Annotated in this window: 19 protein-coding genes; 6 read left to right on the forward strand and 13 right to left on the reverse strand. The window is 60.6% G+C overall.

Going from position 1 to position 21,392, the window contains the following annotated elements:
• Positions 1-3 precede the first annotated feature (3 nt).
• Positions 4-1,908, reverse strand: a complete 1,905-nt coding sequence (locus AC1AV0_RS00310) for a hypothetical protein (protein WP_476570528.1) — start codon at positions 1,906-1,908, stop codon at positions 4-6.
• Between the two features lie 2 nt (positions 1,909-1,910).
• The gene (locus AC1AV0_RS00315) at positions 1,911-4,907 is read right to left on the reverse strand and encodes a DEAD/DEAH box helicase (protein ID WP_476570530.1); all 2,997 of its coding nucleotides are present in this window, start codon (positions 4,905-4,907) and stop codon (positions 1,911-1,913) included.
• A gap of 374 nt (positions 4,908-5,281) precedes the next feature.
• Here AC1AV0_RS00315 and AC1AV0_RS00320 point away from each other — a divergent pair, with 374 nt between their 5' ends.
• A complete protein-coding gene (locus AC1AV0_RS00320; protein ID WP_476570532.1) occupies positions 5,282-6,283 on the forward strand; it encodes a DUF5131 family protein in 1,002 nt (333 codons plus the stop codon).
• Positions 6,284-6,392: 109 nt separating this feature from the next.
• Here the strand turns inward: AC1AV0_RS00320 and trpE are convergent, their stop codons facing one another.
• Genes trpE through hisF form a run of 3 tightly spaced genes read right to left on the reverse strand, consistent with a single transcriptional unit; the run spans position 6,393 to position 9,138 of the window.
• The gene (trpE, locus tag AC1AV0_RS00325; protein WP_476570534.1) at positions 6,393-7,949 is read right to left on the reverse strand and encodes an anthranilate synthase component I; all 1,557 of its coding nucleotides are present in this window, start codon (positions 7,947-7,949) and stop codon (positions 6,393-6,395) included.
• Positions 7,946-8,344, reverse strand: coding sequence for a phosphoribosyl-AMP cyclohydrolase (gene hisI, locus AC1AV0_RS00330; protein ID WP_476570536.1), 399 nt, complete (start codon positions 8,342-8,344; stop codon positions 7,946-7,948). The genes trpE and hisI overlap by 4 nt, the downstream gene beginning before the upstream one ends.
• 23 nt (positions 8,345-8,367) lie before the next feature.
• Positions 8,368-9,138: an imidazole glycerol phosphate synthase subunit HisF gene (gene hisF, locus AC1AV0_RS00335; protein WP_476570538.1), complete on the reverse strand. Its 771-nt coding sequence runs from the start codon at positions 9,136-9,138 to the stop codon at positions 8,368-8,370.
• Positions 9,139-9,416: 278 nt separating this feature from the next.
• Between hisF and AC1AV0_RS00340 the strand changes: the two genes are divergently transcribed.
• The 4 genes from AC1AV0_RS00340 (at position 9,417) to AC1AV0_RS00355 (ending at position 12,989) form a co-directional block, all read left to right on the forward strand.
• The gene (locus AC1AV0_RS00340) at positions 9,417-10,109 is read left to right on the forward strand and encodes a putative ABC transporter permease (protein WP_476570540.1); all 693 of its coding nucleotides are present in this window, start codon (positions 9,417-9,419) and stop codon (positions 10,107-10,109) included.
• A 94-nt stretch (positions 10,110-10,203) separates the two neighbouring features.
• Positions 10,204-10,875, forward strand: a complete 672-nt coding sequence (locus AC1AV0_RS00345) for a M15 family metallopeptidase (protein WP_476570542.1) — start codon at positions 10,204-10,206, stop codon at positions 10,873-10,875.
• Between the two features lie 136 nt (positions 10,876-11,011).
• Positions 11,012-11,758 carry a response regulator transcription factor gene (locus AC1AV0_RS00350; protein WP_476570905.1) on the forward strand — a complete coding sequence of 249 codons (747 nt, stop codon included), beginning with the start codon at positions 11,012-11,014 and terminating at the stop codon, positions 11,756-11,758.
• A 1-nt stretch (position 11,759) separates the two neighbouring features.
• Positions 11,760-12,989 (forward strand): sensor histidine kinase, encoded by a 1,230-nt coding sequence (locus tag AC1AV0_RS00355; protein WP_476570543.1) that lies wholly within the window; start codon positions 11,760-11,762, stop codon positions 12,987-12,989.
• Positions 12,990-13,222: 233 nt separating this feature from the next.
• On the opposite strand, the gene rlmN is transcribed toward AC1AV0_RS00355, so the two are convergent.
• From rlmN to AC1AV0_RS00390, 7 genes are all read right to left on the reverse strand, one after another.
• The gene (rlmN, locus tag AC1AV0_RS00360; RefSeq protein ID WP_476570544.1) at positions 13,223-14,401 is read right to left on the reverse strand and encodes a dual-specificity RNA methyltransferase RlmN; all 1,179 of its coding nucleotides are present in this window, start codon (positions 14,399-14,401) and stop codon (positions 13,223-13,225) included.
• Between the two features lie 57 nt (positions 14,402-14,458).
• A complete protein-coding gene (locus AC1AV0_RS00365; protein ID WP_476570546.1) occupies positions 14,459-15,442 on the reverse strand; it encodes a phosphatidate cytidylyltransferase in 984 nt (327 codons plus the stop codon).
• 165 nt (positions 15,443-15,607) lie between these two features.
• On the reverse strand, positions 15,608-16,162 hold the full coding sequence (gene frr, locus AC1AV0_RS00370) for a ribosome recycling factor (RefSeq protein ID WP_476570547.1): 555 nt from the start codon (positions 16,160-16,162) through the stop codon (positions 15,608-15,610).
• A 52-nt stretch (positions 16,163-16,214) separates the two neighbouring features.
• Positions 16,215-16,964, reverse strand: a complete 750-nt coding sequence (gene pyrH, locus AC1AV0_RS00375) for a UMP kinase (protein WP_476570549.1) — start codon at positions 16,962-16,964, stop codon at positions 16,215-16,217.
• A 201-nt stretch (positions 16,965-17,165) separates the two neighbouring features.
• A complete protein-coding gene (locus tag AC1AV0_RS00380; RefSeq protein WP_476570551.1) occupies positions 17,166-17,888 on the reverse strand; it encodes an AAA family ATPase in 723 nt (240 codons plus the stop codon).
• Between the two features lie 90 nt (positions 17,889-17,978).
• On the reverse strand, positions 17,979-19,088 hold the full coding sequence (locus tag AC1AV0_RS00385; protein WP_476570552.1) for a lysostaphin resistance A-like protein: 1,110 nt from the start codon (positions 19,086-19,088) through the stop codon (positions 17,979-17,981).
• A 67-nt stretch (positions 19,089-19,155) separates the two neighbouring features.
• Positions 19,156-19,416: a hydrogenase iron-sulfur subunit gene (locus AC1AV0_RS00390; protein ID WP_476570553.1), complete on the reverse strand. Its 261-nt coding sequence runs from the start codon at positions 19,414-19,416 to the stop codon at positions 19,156-19,158.
• A 158-nt stretch (positions 19,417-19,574) separates the two neighbouring features.
• On the opposite strand from AC1AV0_RS00390, the gene AC1AV0_RS00395 reads away from it, so the two are divergent.
• Positions 19,575-20,492: a DMT family transporter gene (locus AC1AV0_RS00395; protein ID WP_476570554.1), complete on the forward strand. Its 918-nt coding sequence runs from the start codon at positions 19,575-19,577 to the stop codon at positions 20,490-20,492.
• Here the strand turns inward: AC1AV0_RS00395 and AC1AV0_RS00400 are convergent.
• Positions 20,489-21,346, reverse strand: a complete 858-nt coding sequence (locus tag AC1AV0_RS00400) for an AAC(3) family N-acetyltransferase (RefSeq protein WP_476570555.1) — start codon at positions 21,344-21,346, stop codon at positions 20,489-20,491. The genes AC1AV0_RS00395 and AC1AV0_RS00400 overlap by 4 nt on opposite strands.
• Positions 21,347-21,392 lie beyond the last annotated feature (46 nt).

Here is a 21,392-nt window from a genome sequence, read left to right on the forward strand (position 1 = left end):
GGTTCAGGTCCACGCGTGGATGTTGCGGTCCGCGATAAGCATCTTCACACGCTGCAATTCAGCTTGTCGACGTTCCGCAGGAATCGCCGCACCGATGCCTTCGCTGGCCACGAGTTCCTTCTCGCGCAGGTTCAGATACCATTCGGCGAGTTGGCTGATGGTTTCGTTAAGGAACGTTGCCGACCCCATGGCCGGCTCGCAGATGGTGAGCTTAAGGATGTCTCTCGCCTCGTGGATGTTGGGCTCGATCTCCTTGAGCGCGTATTTCACCAAGCATCGGGCGAGGCTGTCGGGCGTGTAGAAGGAGGCGGAGGTTTCTCGTTCACGGCCGGCTAGGCGGTAGATGAACGTGCCTGGCTCGTAGGTGCGCAGATCGCCCTTGTGTTCGCCGGACTCGTAGCGCACACGCTCGTCTTCCCGGTATTTGTCGAGTTCACGCCCCGGCACGAAATAGCCCACGTTCAGCGGGTCGAATCTGTCTCTGGCGCGTTTGACCTCGTAGAGCAGTTCTTTGGCAATGAAGCCGCGGTACGACAGCAGCGCCTCGTAGACGGCACCCATCTGATTGATGCCCAACGCGGCGTAGGAGATGCGTTCCCGGCGTCCTTTCTTGCCGCTGCCGCCGGCTTTGGTGACGCTCATAAGGTCGACGATCTTCAGCATCACCGTGTCGCGTAGTTTCGCGCCGGTGATCATAGACGTGCGTTCGGGGTCAAAGATATGCGCCTTCAGCGGCGGAATCACAAACGCGTTGTCAAGCTGTTCGGCGTTCGCGAAATGCTTCTGCCGATTGGCCTCACTCGGATACCCGTTGTAGATCATATCGTCGAGCTGATTCAGGGTGTCGGCCACGTAGGTACTGTCGCCAACTTCATCGATATGCCCGCGTACCGCTTCGGCGATGTCGCGCAACCCGTCCAGCGAATAGGCGGTGCGGTAGGCGGACGACTTCATCGGAGCATATCCCAATTCGGGTTTTGCCTCCATGAACAACAGAAACAGCAGTCGGTACATGTATCGCAACGCTTGCACCGTCAGATCGTCCGCGTTGATGTCATCGATGTTCTTGCGCTCGTCTTCCGGTGCGGCGGCGGTCCAGTAGTGGATGGTTTCATTGCCCAGCAGTTCCACACATTCACGCAGCGCGGATTTGAGGTTCTCCGACACGGCCACCGACTGTTTGGCGGAATGCTCGTCGAAGGTGTCGAGCACGCTCTCACCGTCTGTGGGGTTCAGGCTCGTAGCGTGCAAGAGCACGGCCATGGCGGCGAACACATGGCGCTGTCGGCGTGAATAGATGGCGTCGAAGTCGAAGAGCACACACTGCTTGTTCGCCCACTTGCGGCGGTCGACGAGCGCCGCCTGGCGTAGGCCGAGCACGAGAATCCAGCGCGGAGCCCTGTCGAAGTCTGCGAGAAGCATGCGCACGCATTCCTCACAAGTCGGGGCATCGTTCTCACCGTCCGTCACGGTATTCGCATCGCCCTCGCCGATATTGGAGACGGGGCTTTCGAGAATGCCGATATCGGAATCATCATTCAGCGATACCAGCACCTGCACCACGGGTTCATCCTGCTCATTGTTCAGCTGTCCCCGCAGAGGAATGTCCTTATTACGCATGTCATCATGCAGCATCATCGGCCGCAGGCCGTCATATCCTAGCGAGTCAAGCATCACGTCCACGAATTCCGCTCCGGTGAACAAGTCGCTATCGCCGTTGATGATCTGCACATACCGCTGCTGCAGGTCACGGATGCGCGAGGCGGGCTGCTCCGCAGCGGGCAGCCCCTTCCAACGGAAGGCAGCGTCCGCGACATTGCCGGGAAAGAACTCCTGCATGTAGAACGGGGTGTAGAACCCGTTGACCATCTCAATGCCAGGATATTGTTCGTTCAGCTGTTCCGTCATAATCACTCCTCGGTTCCCACGAATGCGGCCACCACGTTCACCACATTGCTGCCGCTGGGATTCAGGGAATCCTCCACCCATTGCTTGTAGTCAGCGTAGATTTTCTCGGTGTTTCGATGCTCTGCGTCGTCGTCCCCGCCACGCGAGGCGAGCAACAGACTTCGCTGCTGTTTCCAAGCATCCATACGCTGTAACTGTTCGATCACTTCCATGTCCGCATGCCGTTGGTAGCGTTCCTGCTCATCATCAAGCAAATCCCGCATACGTCGGACCGCATCCGGCAGCAGACGGTGTGCTTCCTGTGATTGTGCGGCAGTAATACGGCCGCCATGTCGGTTGGCGTATTCACGGTTCCCGTTTGCCGGGTTGAGGCTGCCGCGATACCCGGTGATTTTCCACAACTCATCCGTCTCAAGGTATGCAACGAATTCACCGTCGCGATAGCGCATGGCGCGCCACGCGCTCACCAGTGGAGCAGCTTTGCGGTTCATCATCGTGCCCGCAAGCAACACAATGACATCATGGGAGTCCAGCCGGTCACCGTTCGCAGCGATGATTGGTGCCTCATTGCGCGAATACAGCAACGAGGTCGCTTTCATCGACACCCAATCCGTCACCGGATTCAATTCCCAAAGATACTGCACCGGGTTCCATGGATTATCGCTCAACCGCTGGCGGAGATTCGTGGCGCTATACTGCATATATTCCTTGTCCGGGCTCCATATGGCTTCATCGCGCACGATGGAATTATCCGGAACACGATTGCGCAGCCACGCCCGCAACGAGCTGTCGTTATGGAACCGCACACTCATCCCGACATTGTTCCGTAACGACTGCGGAACGTCATAGCCTCCGACCTGTGCGAATCGTTCCAATCCCTGATGCACATAATCGTAATCGGACATCAGGGTGCGATCATTGGCAAGTTTGTCCAATGGATTGCCTTCAGATGAGGTAGCCGGTATCTCCGTTCGAGACTGCGCATCATCATTCGAAGACGCATGGTCATCGAAGAGATATGAAAACAGATCATCGTTGTCGGTCTCAGGTCCAGCCGCTTCAGCATCACCATCATCGGTGTCGTCGATATCCTTATGGGTCGGAGTCAGGCTTTCAGCGAACTCATCGACACCCATATCACCTTCCATTGCACGACGCACATATGTCTCCTCTTCGTCCACGGAGAACTTGCCCATCAGCAGTGCCGGGTCGCCGATGTTCTTGTACGCCTGTTGCTCCTTGTCGATGAGGATTTCCAGAATTCGCGCGTCGCCTTTGATCTTCTCGTTGAATGATTCGACGGTGAGGAAACGAATGTCCGGCTGCTTGCGCTGCCCATATCGGTCCACACGCCCATTGCGTTGCTGGAACACCATCAATGACCAGGGCGTGTCGAAATGAATCAGGCGATGGCAAAGATGATGCAGATTCAATCCTTCGGAGGCCACATCGGATGCGATGAGCACACGAATCGGCGAAGCAGGATCATTGAACTGGCGTACCATGTCCTGCTGATCGATGTCGCTCATGCTTCCGTCCATGGAGACGATGCTCTCCTTGGCAAGACCGCGACTCTTGAGATCCTTGCGCAGCTGGGTTTCCAGGAATTTCTTCGTCTCGATTCGTTCGGTGAATATCACCACTCGATCATTGGTGTCGTCAGGATTCCATCCATAAGCGTCATCTGCAAGCACATCAAGCAAGCTCATATACCGCGAACACTGCCGAACCTCGATCGATTTGACCGCATCGGCAAGGGCAAGCAGCTTGTCCGCATCTCCCGTATTGTCTCCCTGATCTCGTCGATTGAGTTTTTTGAGACGTTCCTCGATGGTTTTCAGGCAGGCCGCAGGCGATGAGAAGAGGCTCTTCTCCAGCAATGTGGTGAATAGTCCTGCATTGGTGCGCTGACGTTTACCGGAATCCATGGCCAGATGCATAGAGGTCAGCATATCGAAAGCATGTTCTTCGGCTGCACTCGCCCGACGTGGCACCTTGGTGACTTTACGCTCAGGGAAATTGCCAGACACATCACGACGGATGTCTTTTTTGAACCGTCGCACATACAAGTTTCGAACGTCCTCCTTGTCGTAGCTCTCAGGGTCGGGCAGCGTGGTGGGATCGAGCATGTTCATCAATGAGGCGAAGCTTCTGGCCCTGCCATCATGCGGCGTGGCCGACAGCATGATGAGCGTATCCGACCGGGACGCGAGACGCTGGGCGAGTCTGGCACGCTGGGCCTTGACCGTGCCCGTGCCGCGGTCGGCCACGTTCTGCGCTTCGTCGATGACGATGATGTCCCACCAAGAGGAATCCAATGCCGCGCCGTATTCGATGTCACGTTTCAACGTGTCAATAGATACGATCACCTTGTCGTAATAAGAGAACGGATTCGCATTCGCAGGAATCTCCTGCCGTATCGTCTGTATGCGTGAGGAATCCAGACTAATAAGCGGTATGGTGAAACGCTCCCACATCTCCTGCTGGAACTGGGCCATCATACTTTTCGTAGTAACCACCAGAATGCGTCGACCTCTGCCTCGTCTGATGAGTTCGGACATGAGGATGCCGGCTTCAAGGGTCTTGCCCAAACCTACGGCATCGGCGATGAGAATGCGCTGGCGCACCCGAGCCAAGGCGCGTTCGGCGGGAACCAGCTGGTACGGCAGCAGATCCATATTCGCATGATGCCAGTCGAGATGCAGTCGGCCATCCGTGGCGGTCGGAGCCGTTGATCGGATAAGGCTTTCAACAAACAAGTGGGAGTCGGCGGCTTTAGGAGAAACATCCGGTTTGAACTGAGTATTGATAGGATCCACTGGTTCAATCAAGTCCAAATCATCGAGGAACACAGCTTCATAGTCGCGCACCAACGGAGAGATGCCAGTGCAGAAAACCGTCAGATTCCCCATCGCATTGCGTGTGACCTTGGTGACCAGCCACTCCAGCCCTCTGACGATAACCCTTTGTCCGGCGCTCAGCTGATTGCTTTCATGCATATTCGTAGAAGTTGTCATTACGCCTCACATCCGAATATCCCCGTCGATTTGATAAATCCTTTTTTATCTTACGATAAGACAACTCATGCAGTCGGAATATTAGCGTATAACCACGCCGTTAAGTTGCGCCTAAGCGTCGTATGGGTGCAGCGCCCACAAATGACCGATGCACGATGATACGTGGACACCGTTCCATGCAGTCATCACACACGCACAGGCAGAGGCGCAGTCGGAGCTTACTTGGTTATAAGACCTCGCCAAGTAGTCACTTGAGCGCACGTTCGATGCTCGCATATCTGCCGACTGAACATCCCACGTTCCGCTCCGCTGCCTATAGTTGAGCTGCGAACGACCGTTTGGATAGGAGAGCGGACATGTCCACGCACGATATCTGGAATCCTTGGCACGGATGCCATAAGGTGTCGGCGGGATGCCGCAACTGCTACATGTTCCAACTCGATGCGCAGCGCGGCGTCACGACGCCGCCCACGGTGGTGCATCGAACGCAGGAGTTCGACAAGCCGCTGAGAAAGGACCGGCACGGCGATTTCAAAATCAAGGCGGGCGAGAGGATCCGCGTGAACATGACCTCGGACACCTTCATCGAGGAGGCCGACGAGTGGCGCGACGAGATGTGGGATATCATCAGGCGGCGCTGCGACGTGGTGTTCTATATCCTGACCAAACGCCCCGAACGCATCGCCGAGCATTTGCCGGCGGATTGGGGCGAGGGGTACGAGAATGTGATCCTGCACGTCACCACCGAAAACCAGAACATGTTCAACCGTCGCTGGCCGATTTTCGAGGCGATTCCCGCCAAGCGCAAGGGACTGACGCTGGCGCCGCTGTTGGGGCCGATCGACTTGGGTCCGGCGTTGGAGTCGGGCCAGATCGAGCAGGTCGAGTGCGGCGGCGAGAACTACGCGAACCCACGCCCGTGCGATGTGGCGTGGGTGTACGACATCGCCGCGCAATGCCTTAAAAATACGACCAACTTCTGCTGGTACGAGTCCGGCACCGACCTGCGCTGGCATGGGCGGCCGTTACGGAATCTGCCGTGGAAAACCGAACAGTCGCGCTTCGCGTTCCTCTCCGGCACCAACCGCAAGCATCATGACATCTGCTTCCGCCTGTTCGATCCGGTCTATCACCGGGAGCTGGACGACGATGAGTTGCACCATCCGCGATATAACAACTCGCGTTGCCTGTTCTGCGCGAGCCGCATGATCTGCAACGGATGCAACAGCAGCGACCACTGCCCCAAGGATCTGCGCTTCGTCTCCGTCGAGGAACTGGAGGCGATGGAGGCGGCAAAGCGCGACGAGATGATGCGCTGGTTCCATTCCGGCCAGCATTGGATCCGCACCAAAGCCTGAGATCCTTCGACTTCGGCTACGCCTCCGCTCAGGATGACGAAGACAAAAACGTCATCCCGAGCGGAGTCGAGGGATCTATGGAAGGCCGGCTATCCGACGATGACGGGCGTCACGCGGAGCGCAGCTGGGCGGCGACCTGCACGGCTTCGACGCTGGCACCGGCTTTGTTGCGGGTCTCCTGCCATTCAGTGGCGGGCACGGAGTCGAGCACGATGCCCGCGCCGGCCTGCACGCTCGCCTCATGGTCGCGCAGGAACGCGGTGCGGATGGCGATGGCCATATCCATATTGCCGGAGAAGTCGAAGTAGCCGACGGTGCCGCCGTAGATGCCACGGTCGGCGAGCTCCAGCGCATCGATGATCTCGATGGCGCGCGGCTTGGGCGCGCCGGACAGCGTGCCCGCCGGGAAGGCGGAGGTGAACACGTCGAAGGCGGTCATCTCGGGATTCACGCGGCCGGTGACCGTGGAGCAGATATGCATGATATGGCTGAAACGCTTGATGTCCATCAGGCTGACCACCTCGACGGATTCCGGCGCGCACACGCGGCTCAAGTCGTTGCGGGCCAGATCGACCAGCATGATGTGCTCGCTGCGTTCCTTCGGATCGGCGAGCAGTTCCTTGGCGAGGGCCTCATCCTCCTCCACGGTGGCGCCGCGCGGGCGGGAGCCTGCGATCGGGAAGGTCATGGCATGTCCGTTGTCCACCTTGATGAGGGTTTCCGGACTGGAGCCGATCACGTTGAAGTCGCGTCCCTCGGCATCGGTGAGCGCCATGAAATACATGTAGGGGCTGGGGTTGAGGGTGCGCAGCACACGGTACACGTCGAACGGGTCGGCCGGAGAATCAATGTCGACGCGCTGGGAGATGACCACCTGGAACACGTCGCCGTCGATGATATGCCGCTTGGCGACGTCCACGGCCCGCTCGTAGTCGCCTTTCGGCGTGCGGAAGCGAAGTTCGGGCTGGGCCACGGTCGGGTCGAGCACGCTGACGCGGGCCTCGCCGGGCGTGGGCGTGGCCGCGTTGCGCTGCATGGCGTCGAGACGGGCGACGGCTTCGTCGTAGGCGATGTCGGCGCGCGTGGGCTTGTCGTCGATATTGACCGCGTTGGCGATCAGCCACACCGAACCGGAGACGTGGTCGACCACGGCGATGTCGGTGGCGAGGGCGAGCACCAGTTCGGGCTGGCCGGTCTCGTCGGGCGCTTCGGCGCGCAGGGTCGGCTCCCAATGGCGGATCGCATCCCATCCGACCGAACCAACCAAGCCGCTGGTCAGGTTCGGCAGACCGTTCACGCGCGGGGCCTTCAGGGTTTTGAGCGCGGCGTGGGCGACTTCGATCACGTCGCCTTCCCTCGGCACGCCGGCCGGCACCTTCCCCAGCCAGTCGGCTTGGCCGTGGTTGGAGCGCAGTTGGGCGATCGAGTTGACGCCGATGAAGCTGTAACGGCTCCACGAGCCTCCATATTCCGCCGATTCGAGGATGAACGTGCCGGAACGGCCACCGGCGAGGCGTTCGTAGAAGCCCACCGGAGTGAGCGAGTCGGCGAGCAGTCGACGCACGATGGGCACCACGCGGTAGCCTTGGTCGGCGAGCTCATGGAACTGCGCGCGGTCGGGCCAGGTCTCGCCCCACTGCAGATGTTCGACGCTGCATTCGCTCATCGTTGTCCCTCCTGTTCTGCGGTCCGGTTGCCGACGGCCACCGGAAACGGGCCACCTTCGAGGAAGCAGGTGCGTTTGCCGGTATGGCAGGCGGCACCCACCTGGTCCACCTCGACGAGCAGCGCGTCGCCGTCGCAGTCGAGCGAGACGGCCTTGACGTACTGCGCGTGCCCGGAGGTGTCGCCTTTACGCCAGTATTCCTGACGGGAGCGCGACCAGAAGGTCACACGGCCTTCGGTGAGCGTGCGGCGCAGCGCCTCGTCGTTCATATAGCCGACCATCAGCACTTCGCGGGTGTCATACTGCTGCACGACGGCCGCGACCAGTCCTTTGTCGTCGCGTTTGAGACGCGCGGCGATGCGCGGATCCAACGTCTCGCTGTTATCGTATTGCATTCCTTGCCTTCCGTAGGTGCGGTTCAGCGGACCGTATATCCGGCGGATTTGATGGCGTCCTTGACCTCGCGGATCGACACCTTGCCGTAGTGGAAAATCGACGCGGCGAGCACCGCGTCGGCACCGGCCTCGATGGCGGGCGGAAAATCGGCGGCCTTGCCCGCGCCGCCGGAGGCGATGATCGGAATCTTGACCTGGCTGCGCACGGCGCGGATCATCTCCAGATCGAAGCCCTGCTGCGTGCCGTCGGCGTCCATCGAGTTGAGCAGAATCTCGCCCGCGCCCAGCTCCTCGGCACGCTTGACCCACCAGATCGCGTCGATGCCGGTGGATTTGCGGCCACCCATCGTGGTGACCTCGAATCCGGACTGCGTATGCTGTTCGCCCTTTTCGCGACGGGCGTCCACGGACAGCACCAGCACCTGGTTGCCGAAGCGTTCGGCCACCCGGCTGATCAGCGTCGGATCGTTGATTGCGGCCGTGTTGACGCCGACCTTGTCCGCGCCGCAGCGCAGCAGCGAATCCACATCCTCCGGGCTGCGCACGCCGCCGCCGACGGTCATGGGGATGAACACCTGCTCGGCGGTGCGGCTCACCACGTCGATCATGGTGCTGCGATGCGAGCTGGAGGCGGTCACGTCGAGGAAGGTGATCTCGTCCGCGCCCTGACGGTAGTATTCGCCGGCCAATTCGACCGGATCACCCGCGTCACGCAGGTTCTCGAAATGCACTCCCTTGACCACACGCCCCGCGTCGACGTCCAGGCACGGAATCACTCGAACCGCCAGCGACATACTGCTCTCCCCTTAGGTTGACTTGCTTTCAGCTTGGTAACGACCTTTAGGTTACCGGCCCGACGTTACAACAATCCGCCCTTTCCCGCATGGTGGGCCAGCCTGTCGAACAATCCCATGACACCCCTCTCCGATAACAATCCGCCCTTTCCTGCATGGAGGGCCGTTGCCGAGGGTGACGCGGCTTATCATGCCGCCGAATCCTCCACTTCCCGCATGGTGGGCCGGTTTTCCCCGGGGTGGTGCCATGATGGAGGGCAGGAAGGTTGGAAGCAACTATGGAACCAGTGATCGAGCGCACGCTGCGTCGCGGACGCGAAACCCTCACCGCCGTCAACGAAGTCGAACCGCTGCGACTGCGCGATTGGATGGATGTGGTGTTCATCTACGCGATCAGCGGATTCGTCGGCACCTTGCACGAAACCTGTTGGACGCTGTTGACCAAGGGCGTGTTCGAGGACCGCAGCGGGTCGATCCTCTCCCCATTCAACTACGTGTACGGGCTCGGCGCGCTTGCGATTTTCTTCGTTCTGCGCGGCTTTCGCAAAGGGCATCAGGTGTTCGCCGTGGGGGCTCTGCTCGGCGGAGTGCTCGAATATTCGATGAGTGTGATCCAACAGTATCTGCTGGGCAGCCGATCCTGGGATTATTCGCAGCTGCCGTTGAATATCGGCGGACGCACCACCGTGCCCTTCATGTTGTTCTGGGGGTTGCTGTGTTTCGTCATCGTGCGGTGGATTCTGCCGCTGATGCTTCATGTGGTGCATGCGATCGACGATGAGCTTCGCAAAAAGATCGCGCTCGTCCTGCTGGTATGGATCGTCGTGGATTACTGCGTGACGCTGCCGGCCATCTTCATGTACGCGCAGCGCGCCGACGGATTCTCGGGCGGCGGCTGGTTTTCCGATGCGATCAACACCGTGTTCAACGACGCGTTCATGCGTCGTCATTTCCCCAACATGAGGGTGTGATGTGACGTGGGCGCCCACACCCTTCATCGCTTCTTCATGAATCCTTTATAAGGTCTCATACAGCGCCGAGCCGCGGCCTCATATGGTGGCGGGTATGAGACAACGCAACCATTTGAAGACATGCCTTGCGATCGCGGTATCGCTGATCGCGGTATTCACCGGCGCATGGTTCGTCGCCCAAGCAGATCCGGCGATTCCGCAGGCCTCGTATTCCAACCAGCAGTGGAATCTCATCGTCGTGAACCGATGGAACGCCATCCCCGAAGACTATCCCACCCCGACGCTCACCGAACTCGACAACGGCGAGCGCGTCGACTCACGCATCTACGACGATCTGCAACGCATGTTCGATGCGATGCGGGAGGATGGGCTCGACCCGGAGGTCACCGCAGGGCTTCGCACACGCAAGGTTCAGCAGCAACTCATGGATGAGAAAATCGCCGAATACCGTAGGCAAGGATTGTCCTCAGGGGAGGCGAAGGAGCAGGCCGAGCAGTGGGTGGCGATTCCCGGCACCAGCGAGCATGAAATCGGTTTGGCGGTCGATATCAACACGCGCGATTCCACCGGTGCCGCCGACAGTCAGGACGTGTACGACTGGCTGGCGGCCAACGCTTGGGAATACGGGTTCATTCTGCGATATCCGGACGATAAGACCGACGTCACCGGCAATATGTACGAGCCATGGCATTACCGGTATGTGGGGATCGACGCCGCGTACGCCATGCACGGCAGCGGCCAGTGCCTGGAGGAGTATGCACGGTAGCCGCCGGCAACGTTCATGGATTCTTCATCATTCGCCGCCTGTGTCGCGCTCGCAAAGGCGGCCGCATCGGTTAGCGTGAAAGGCGGATGTTGGGAAAGGAACGACGATGGGACTCCAGTTCGGTGGATTCGACGGTATGCGCGCGACCATACTGGTTGTGGATGACGAGCGGGAGATCGCCGATCTGGTCACGCTGTATCTGGAGGCCGAGGGGTTCGCGCCTCATGTGTGTTACGATGCCGAGACGGCGTTGGCAGCCATCAACGAGCGGCCGTTCGATTTGGCGGTGCTTGATGTGATGCTGCCGGGTGTCAACGGCTTTCAACTATGCCGTGAGATCCGCAAGCGGCACACGTATCCGGTGATCATGCTCACCGCCAAGGACGCCGAGGTCGATAAAATCGCCGGATTGACGTTCGGCGCGGACGATTATCTCACCAAACCGTTCCGTCCGTTGGAATTGGTCGCCCGGGTCAAGGCGCAGCTGCGTCGATACCGGCAGTACAACGCCGGTTCGCAGCCGCATCCCATGACAGCCAACGCCTCCGCGACGTTCGTCCGTGCGGGAGCGTCCGCCACTTCCGGTGTGCTGTCGTATCGGGGGCTTGAACTCAACACGCTCACGCACGAATGCACGGTGGACGGCGATCCGGTGCAACTGACGCCCACCGAGTTCGCGATCGCGCGCGTGCTGCTGGAACACCTCGGCCAGCCGGTGAGTTCGGAGGAGATGTTCCACGAGTTGTGGGGCGACGAGACCTATATCAAAACCAGCAATACGATCAGCGTGCATGTGCGTCATTTGCGCGAGAAGTTAGGAGACAACGTTGACAAGCCGACCTACATCCGCACCGTATGGGGCATCGGATACAAAATCGGGTGAGATGCCCGTCGGGTATGGGACTCTCCCCTACCCGTCCGCCCCGGACGGCATAGCCACGCGGCCTGCGCGCGCGGAACAGGCCGATCGTCCCGGATATCAGGAGGGCACCCGTCTGGCGCAGGGTGTGCTGCTGCGCGTCGCCGTCATGCTCGCCGTGGCGGTGGTCGTCGTCGGATTCTTCGTGCTTACATGGGATTCGAACGGGTTGTACGATGTTCTGGTCCTGTCGATGGGCATGTCCGACGAGCAGGCGCTGGGATTGGTTGATCTGATGCGTAACAATTCGCTGCTCTTGCTGATCGTCGCAGCCGCCGTGGTGCTGTTCGTCGGCTACCACGCGTCGCTCAAACCGTATTGCGTACGGTATTTCAGCGAGCTGTCCCGAGGCATCGACGCGCTGACCGAAATCGGCCGGACCGACATCGCACTGCCCGCGACGATGGCGCAGACCGAATCCAAACTCAATCAGGTCAAGCACGAGTTGGAACGGCGCGACATGGAGGCGCGGCTTGCCGAGCAACGCAAGAACGACCTGGTCATGTATCTCGCGCATGACATCCGCACGCCGTTGACTTCGGTGATCGGCTATCTGAGTCTGCTCGACGAGGTGCCGGACATGCCCGACGGGCAGCGTCGCAAGTACATCGGCATCGCCTTACGTAAAGCGCAACGATTGGATACGCTCACCGACGAATTCTTCGACATCACGCGATACAACATGCAGACCATCGCGTTGGACCGGCAGCGGATCGACCTGACGACACTGCTTATGCAGCTGAGTGAGGAGTTCCATCCGCAGCTGCGGGAGCACGGCAATACGGTGCGTCTGGATCTGCCGCAACGACTCGAAATCGACGCCGACGCACAGAAGCTGGCGCGCGTCTTCAACAACCTGCTGCGCAACGCGATCTCCTACGGCATACGGGGCACCGACATCACCATCCGCGCGTGGACCGACCACGACCATGGTGCGGCCTGCGTGTCGGTGGCGAGCGTCGGGCAGACGATTTCACAGAACAAACTGACGCGCCTCTTCGACAAGTTCTACCGGCTTGACGACTCGCGTGGCAGCGCGTCCGGCGGATCGGGACTGGGGCTGGCCATCGCCAAACAGATCGTGGAGCTGCACGGCGGCGCAATCGGAGCGTCCAGCGTCGACGGCACCACCACGTTCATGGTGTCGCTGCCGGCCGGGGTCGCACGGGAGGATTCCCCGATTGCGTCCGTGTGACCCTTTTGCGGCTGCGACACGCGCGAAACACCCCGAAAGACGCCCCGAGTCCGCCGATCAGGCGTGATTAGGGTCGCACTGCCCGGACGTCGGGAGCGCTCCGTGCGAACTTCTCCCCCAGTCACATACGTGACGCCGTCGGGAACGCCGTGCAACCTCGGGGCAGGCGACGCACCGCGTGACACGCCCGGTCGCATGGCGAGACGCCGTCAAGAACGCTCCGCACGACGGCGTCACCGTTCCTTCGCCGCCAGCTGGCCGCAGGCGCCGTCGATATCCTGCCCGCGGGTGTCGCGCAGGGTGGCGGTGATGCCGGCGGAGTGCAGGATCGCCAGGAAACGCTTCTCATCCTCGGGTTTGGAGGCGGTCCACTTCGACCCTTCGATCGGGTTGAGTGGAATCGGGTTGACGTGCGCCCAGTTATCGCCGTAATGGTTGAGACGCTTGGCCAGTAGGCGCGCATGTTCGGCTTGATCGTTGATGCCGCGCATCAGCGCGTATTCGATGCTCACGCGGCGCTTGGAGACCAGCCAATAGTCGTGCGCGGCGTCAAGCACCTGCGTGGTATCGAATCGCTTGTTCATCGGCACGAGTTCGTCGCGCAGCTCGTCGCTCGGCGCGTGCAGCGAGACAGCCAGACGCACCGGAATACCTTCGGCGGTGAGTTTTTTGATGCCGGGGACCACGCCCACGGTGGAGACGGTGATGTTGCGCGCGGAGATGCCGAAGCCTTCCGGCGGCATGGCGGAGATCTGACGCACGGCGGACAGCACGGATTTGTAGTTGCCCATCGGCTCGCCCATACCCATGAACACGATATTGCTCAGTCGGCCGGGGCCGCCGGCCACTTCGCCGTCGCGCATCATTTTGGCGGCGACACGCACCTGTTCAACGATCTCGCCGGCGGACATGTTGCGGGTGAGGCCCAACTGTCCCGTGGCGCAGAACGGGCATCCCATGCCGCAGCCGACCTGCGATGAGATGCACAGCGTGGTGCGGGTCGGGTAGCGCATGAGCACGGATTCGATCAGAGAGCCGTCGAACAGCTTCCACAGGGTTTTGATGGTGGTGCCTTCGTCGGCCACCTGACGGGTGACTTCGGTGATGAGCTCCGGGAAGAACGCGGCGGCCGCCTCCTCGCGTTTGGCCGCGGGAAAGTCGGTGAATTCGGCGGCGTTCACGTCGAAATGGCCGTAATAGTGGTTCGCGAGCTGTTTGACGCGGAATTTCGGCAGTCCGAGTTTTTTCGCCGTCTCGACACGCTCGTCTTCGGTCATATCGACGAAATGCACAGGCGGTTTGCCGCGGCGTGCGTGGTCTTTGGAGAGCACATCGCGGAACGCGCCGGAGGTGCCGCCTGGGGTGATGCCGGTTTCAGGCTGTTCGGTGTTGCTGGAGGTGGTTGCGTTCATGGTGCCTCTTGACGATGGTTGGGATCCCCCGACTACGCTCGGGATGACGGGTTTTGCCTACAGGCTGGTCACCCACAGTAGCGCGCATACGAACGGCGCGCTCATCAGGATGGAGTCGACGCGGTCCATCACGCCGCCATGTCCTTTGAGCAGGTGGCCCATGTCTTTGAGTCCCAGATCTCGCTTGATCATGGAGGCGCACAGGTCGCCGAAGGTGCCCACCGCGCCGACCAGCACGCCGGCGACGATCGGAACCCACCAGCGGGTGGCCCACACGGCCGCGTCATAGGTGCAGAAGAACACGGCGAACGCGCCCACCATGGCGAACAGCATCGATCCAGCCAAGCCTTCCCAGGACTTCTTGGGGGAAATGCGCGGCGAAAGCTTGTGTTTGCCCAGCCATGCGCCGGCGAACAGGCCGCCGGTGTCAGAGAGCGCGGGCAGGAACACCAGCATGATCGCATGGGCGATGGGATGTTCCCCCGGCAGCGCGATCACAATGCAGGAGGCGAGCAGCGGAACATACAGCACGGAGAGGATGGAAACCGCCACATGCGACAGCCGGCTGTGCTGCTGCTCTCCCCCGTCGTGGTTGAAGGAGGATTCCAAACGCGCGCCGGCCTCGGTCTGGGAGAGTTTTCCGGCCACCGCAAGCGACAAGCGGTTGCCGAAGCTGAGTTTGGCGGTGGCGGCCAGCGAGACCAGCATCAGCGACACCAGAATGCAGAACGCCGCGGCCTCAAGATGGTAGGGCGAATAGTAGGTGGCGAACAGAGTGATCGACGAGCATACCCACAGCATGACCACGGGGATGTGCAGGCCGACGGTGGCGAAGTCGACGCGCAGCTCCCACAATGCGAGGATCATGAACACGACAATCAGCGCCACGAACAGGTCGATGTTGATCAGCAGGCACGCGAGAATCAGGATGACGAGGGCCGCGCCCGTGGCGATCGCCTGCGGCATGTTGCGCCCGGTTTTCTTGTTGATGCTGTCGAGCGTCTCCTCGGCGTTCTTCTCCAACTGTTCGTTGCGTTCCATCAGGTCCTCCAGCGTCGTCAATCTGTGACCACTATAGCGTGAGGCTGGGCGTTAGCAGGATCATCGTCCTGTCGCGCGCCCAGCCTCACATCGATTCGAAAGATTCCAAGCCCGAAGCCGGCGGATGATCCGTCATCATCCGGCTTCGGGAAAGGAAGGCCTGCGTCAGACCTCCATGATCTCCTTCTGCTTGGCTTCCAGCAGCGCGTCGATCTCGTCGGTGATCTGCTTGGTGACCTTGTCGAGATCCTTGAGCAGACGGTCGCCCTCATCCTCGCCCATGTCGCCGTCCTTGACGGACTTGTCGATGGATTCCTTGGCCTTGCGGCGGATGTTGCGCACGGCAACCTTGCCGTCCTCGGCCTTGGTCTTGGCGAGCTTGACGTATTCCTTGCGGCGCTCCTCGGTGAGTTCCGGCATGGTCAAGCGGATCACGTTGCCGTCGCGGTTCGGGCTCACGCCGAGGTCGGAGTTGCGGAGCGCCTTCTCGACGGCCGCGGCCTGGGAGGCGTCGAACGGGGTGACGGCGAGGGTGCGCGGTTCGGGCACGCCGATGGAGGCGACGGCCTTGATCGGCGTGGGGGAACCGTAATAGTCCACCATGATGCCGTTGAGCAGCGCCGGGTTGGCGCGGCCGGTGCGGATGCCGGCGAAGTTGTCCTTGGTGTTTTCGATGGTCTTGGCCATCTGGTCCTTGGCCTGATCGATGAGGGTTGCCATTGTTGCTCCTTTTATGGATGTGCGTTTGCGTTGCGATGGTTGGTTGTCTGGATTATTCGGCCACGCGTGATTCCGCGGTGGAGACGATGGTGCCGATCTCCTCGCCGATGAGGGCGCGAGTCACGTTGCCTTCGCCTTCGAGTCCGAAGACGCGGATGCGCTGCTTGTTGTCGCGGGCCATCGACAGGGCGGAGGCGTCCATGACGGCGAGGTTGTCGACGAGAGCGCGGTTGTAGCTCAGGGTCGCGAAACGCTTGGCGTTCTCGTCCTTGCGCGGGTCGGCGGTGTAGACGCCGTCGACGCCGTTCTTGCCCATCAGCACTTCGTCGCAGTGGATTTCAAGCGAACGCTGGATGGAGACGGTGTCGGTGGAGAAGTACGGCATGCCGGCGCCGGCGCCGAAGATCACCACACGGCCCTTCTCAAGATGACGGATGGCTTTAAGCGGAATGTACGGCTCGGCGACCTGACCCATGGTGATGGCGGTCTGCACGCGGGTGGCCTGACCTTCCTGCTCCAGGAAATCCTGCAGCGCGAGGCAGTTCATCACCGTGCCGAGCATGCCCATGTAGTCGCCGCGGGAGCGGTCGATGCCGGCCTGCTGGAGTTCCGCGCCGCGGAAGAAGTTGCCGCCGCCGACCACGATCGCGACCTCAACGCCCTGCTTCACCGCGGGAACGATCTCCCCCGCAATACGACGGATCACATGCGTGTCGATGCCGACCTTGCCGCCGCCGAACGCTTCGCCGGACAGCTTGAGCAACACCCTGCGGGGCTTATCGCCTGCGTCTTCGCCAGTCATACATTGCCTTTCTCTTGAGGCTCAAGAATTACCGATTTCCAAGCATATCGGCTATTCGCGACGGCCGCCCGCACGACGCGCGACCCGACGGCGACGGCGCTGTTCCACCGCGTCTTCCACCCGCACCAGTTTTGTCGATTTCGGGCGCCCAATTCGTCGGGCATGAATCGTGCGGACTTCGTCTGCGTGACAAACGGTGCGCTATATCTCGTCGATAAGGTGACGGAGCAGCGGCTCGCGGCGGTTGATGATCATGTCGGTGATGCGGTATGACTCGGTGTCTTCATAGAAAATGGGATGCACCTGTCCATCATCGAACGAGAGAATCGTGGCGTTTGGCAGGGCGAGCAACACCGGCGAATGGGTGGCGATGATGAACTGCGAACCGGCTTGCGCAAGTTCGGACAGCAACGCCAACAACGAAAGCTGGCGCTGTGGGGAAAGCGCAGCCTCGGGCTCATCCATCACACAGAGACCCGGACCGCTGAACGACTGTATCCAACTCATAAAGCTTTCGCCATGGGATTGCTCGTGCAGTCTCGCGCGCGCATCGGACCGGCCGCCGGCGTATTCACGCGCCTTGGTGGCCATGGTGAAGAAGCTTTCCGCACGTAGGAAGTAGCTGGACTGCGTCAACGACCGCTGCCGCTCCACGAGTACCGCATCGGCCAGTTCGGACACGTCGTCATAGGTGGAGAAGCGGTAGTTGCGCGTGCCGCCTTCCGCGTTGAATCCGCAGGCGAGCGCGATGGCTTCCAACAGCGTGGATTTGCCGGATCCATTCTCCCCCACGAAAAACGTCACCGGCGCGTCGAATTCCACCTCATCAACGTCTCGCAATGCCGCGATGCCTCGCACATACGACTCATCAGGCAGCGCGTTCCAATCGATACGCACCCGACGTACAAACAGCGGCGATTCCATGCGACTCACCATACCTCGATCAAAAACGTCATTGCCGCATCGCCATTAATGACACCATCCTCAAATATCATCTGTCGAGTCTGTCGAAAGTCAGCCGGCCATCTGCCGACGACGAGATTCCTCGGCTTGCGCGGTGAGTGTGCGTTTGCGTGTCCAGATCGGGGCGACGATCATGCCGTTTCGACGCGCGTACAACATCAGCAGCACCGACACCGCGCCGAGCAGGATGACGGGCACGACGCTGGCTTCGAATCCGAACCTTCCTCCGGTCAGCCAGTCCGGTCCAGCCCATTGCGCGACGAACCAAGAACGCTGGTCGCCATTGCCTGACACGATTGAGCCGAAAATCGGCCCTTCCGTCACATTCCACATGAAGTGCAGACCCATGCACCACCACAGCGAACGTGTGACGACGTACACGGCGGCGAGCAGGAGTCCAGCCTCGATGGCGATGGCGATGCCGCCCCACAGCGTACCGTCGGCGTTGCCCCAATGCATGATGCCGAACACGAAGGCCGATACGCCCAAAGCTCCCCACGTGCCCGTCCACTCCTCTGCCAGGCGGAACAGCACGCCACGCATCATGATCTCCTCGGAAACACCGGCGACCAGGCCCATGAGGAACAGATCCGCCCACGGGTCGTACCCACCGTCGAATCCGATGATCCGATAACCGCCGAACACCGCGATTACTATCAGGGACGCACTGATTGCCACGAATCCGAACGCCATGCCGCGCAGCAAATCTGACCCCAACCGTCGCCAACGCAATTCAATAGGGGCCTTTCTTCTCTCCATACCCCACACGATGATCACGTAGGCGATGATGGCTCCAACCAACTGCATCGCGGATGCGGCAATCATGGCGGGAGATCGCATGTCCATGGTCATGTCATCGACCAACGCATCGGCATCGACGCTCGCCGCTGCGGCTCCATCGGTGGACGAGACGAGCGCAGACAGAATCGTGGGAACCATCACGATGGCCGATCCGACGACCATGATGCCAAAACACACCGCGACGAACACCGCGCCACGCAACACCGCTTTGAAGCGCGACGGTTCATTGCCCCAATACAGGCGATAGGGGTGGTCGTCGGTGAGCAGATCATACGCCCTCGGCTTCGGCATCTCCTTGCCAAACAGCAGCGTCATCAGGCGCATGCCACCAGTGTGGCCGGATTGTGCGTTCGTCGTCATGATGGTTTGTCTCCCGTTAATGCCTCTGAAGTGAAGATGCGTTGCCATTACAGCATGACAATCCCGGTCAAGGCACGTTATGGCACAGTGCGGTACACGAATGTCGACATGCATCGCGAAACTCTCGACGCTCGTTGACGTGTTTTCGGCATCCGTTAAAACGTATGCCTTCCGTGTCTCCGAGCAACGCACGGTACCTTATACGAGGGTGAACAGCTCTTGTGCATACCAATCGTATCGGTCTTATTCCATGCGCAAGAGTGCACTTTTGATTCTCCCAATCCGCAGATTCGCAACCGTCCCAGTCCATGTGACATGCCACCACCATGACTGATTCGTCTGATTGATTCTATCCATGCTGGCCCGGCCCACGCGACACGCTGTCACCATGGCTGCATGCGACGCACTAGAGTGTGCTTGGCGAAGCTCGGGACCGCAGAGGTTCCGGTCGAGAGTAGAGGTTCGGTTGTCCAGGATGGTGGTGTGATGCGTTTGCGCTCGTTCCGTCAGTTGCGCAGTGAGGCGTCGCGTTCGTTTCCGCCGAATCTGGCCCGCGTGATGCTGTTGTGCTGCGCCGCGTTGTGGGGCGGCAGCTATCTCGTGGCGAAGATCGCCATGGATGAGATTCCGCCCATGTGGCTGATGGGGTTGCGCACCCTCGGCTCATGTATGGTGATGATGGCGTTGTTCCATCGCAGTATCCTGCCGTGCCTTAACGCGCGTATCGTCGTGCCGGCCTTGCTGGTTGGCGTGACGTATTGGGGCACGATGGCCACACAGACCGTGGGCCTGACTACCATTGATCCCGGTCGCAGCGCGTTCCTGACCGCGGCGTACTGCGTGCTCACCCCGTTCGCGACATGGGCCCTCACCAGACACCGTCCACGACTGGTCAATCTCTTGGCGGCGGTGGTTTGCCTGGCCGGTGTGGGATTCGTCGCGTTGAAGCCGGGATCGGGATCATTGGCATTGAACGTCGGTGATCTGCTGACGTTGGCGTGCGCGCTGATATTCTCGTTCAATCTCACCCTGCTGGGCATCTTCTCCAAGCGGTTCCATCCGATCGCGGTGACATTCGTGCAGTTCGCCGTGGCGGGCGTCATGTTCCTCGTCATGGCCGTGTTCACGGAGCCCGGACCGAGCGCGGCATGGCTCTCCCCCGACATCCTCGCCAGTTTCCTCTACCTGTTCCTGGGCGCGACGACGCTGGCCCAGATCATGCAGAACATCGGTCTGGCACACGTGCCCGCGGCCAGCGCCTCCATCATCATGTGCACGGAAAGCCTGTTCGCCGTAGGGTTCTCCGCGCTGTTCTGGGGTGAGGCCATCGGATGGAATTCCATCGTCGGCTTCGCGCTGATCTTCGCCGCAGTGCTGATGAGCGTCGGCAAGCACGCCGATTAAATAAGCGCATGATCGCGGGCGCGATAGTAGGCGCGGGCGGCGTTGATCAGCGTTCGGATGGGGAACGCGAGAATCTGCGCTCCACTAACGTTTGTTCGGCGGACCGCATCGCCGTGCTTGGCGAGGAAGTGCTCGCCGAATCGGGCGAAGTCTTCGTAACGGTCGAGTTCCACGGTATCGAAGGTGATCCATTCGACCGTGCGTTCGCCGGTGCCGGCAACAATCCGTGCGACCGGCGCGGTCTCTTGGATGTGCGGACGCCCGATCAGCGATTCGGCGTGGTGGATGGCCGTGCAAGATTCGAAGTCGGTTCCGAGGAACACCACTTTGCCGTCCAGTTCGCACAGTCTGGCGATGGGACTGTTCTCACCGAACGGCATATCGTATACGTCATCGCCGGAGGCGTCTTGCCCTGCCGCAATCCCACACAGCCAGTCGGCATGCGCGCCCCATGCGCTCATCGAATACAACGGATGATCGCTGCGGCGGGTGCCGGGCAGTGCGCGGAAATATTCCGGAGTGCGACCCAATCCATGCACGGGTGTGGTTGCGGCATCGAATGCGGGCAAGGCACTACGCACATCGTCGACCAACGCCGCGTCCACAGGCGGATATCCCCAGTATTGCGGATCGGACAGGTCCATGCTCTGCGCCGACATCATGATATCGCCTTCGCACAGCGCATCCTTGAGCACGTCGACCACGGTCTGCTCGCCGCCCGGTATGAATCCGAATGCACTGAGTTTGGTGTGCACGAAGCACGAGTCCGCGCGCTCCAACCCCACCGCCGCCAACGCCTCACGAAGCCGCGCTCCCGTGGTCACGGTCTCGATACGGGACTCCTCCCACGACATGACAGACCCCTTTTCAGCGTCAGAAACAGCTCACATCAGCAAGTTA

This window comes from Bifidobacterium sp. LH_558, from assembly GCF_056356295.1.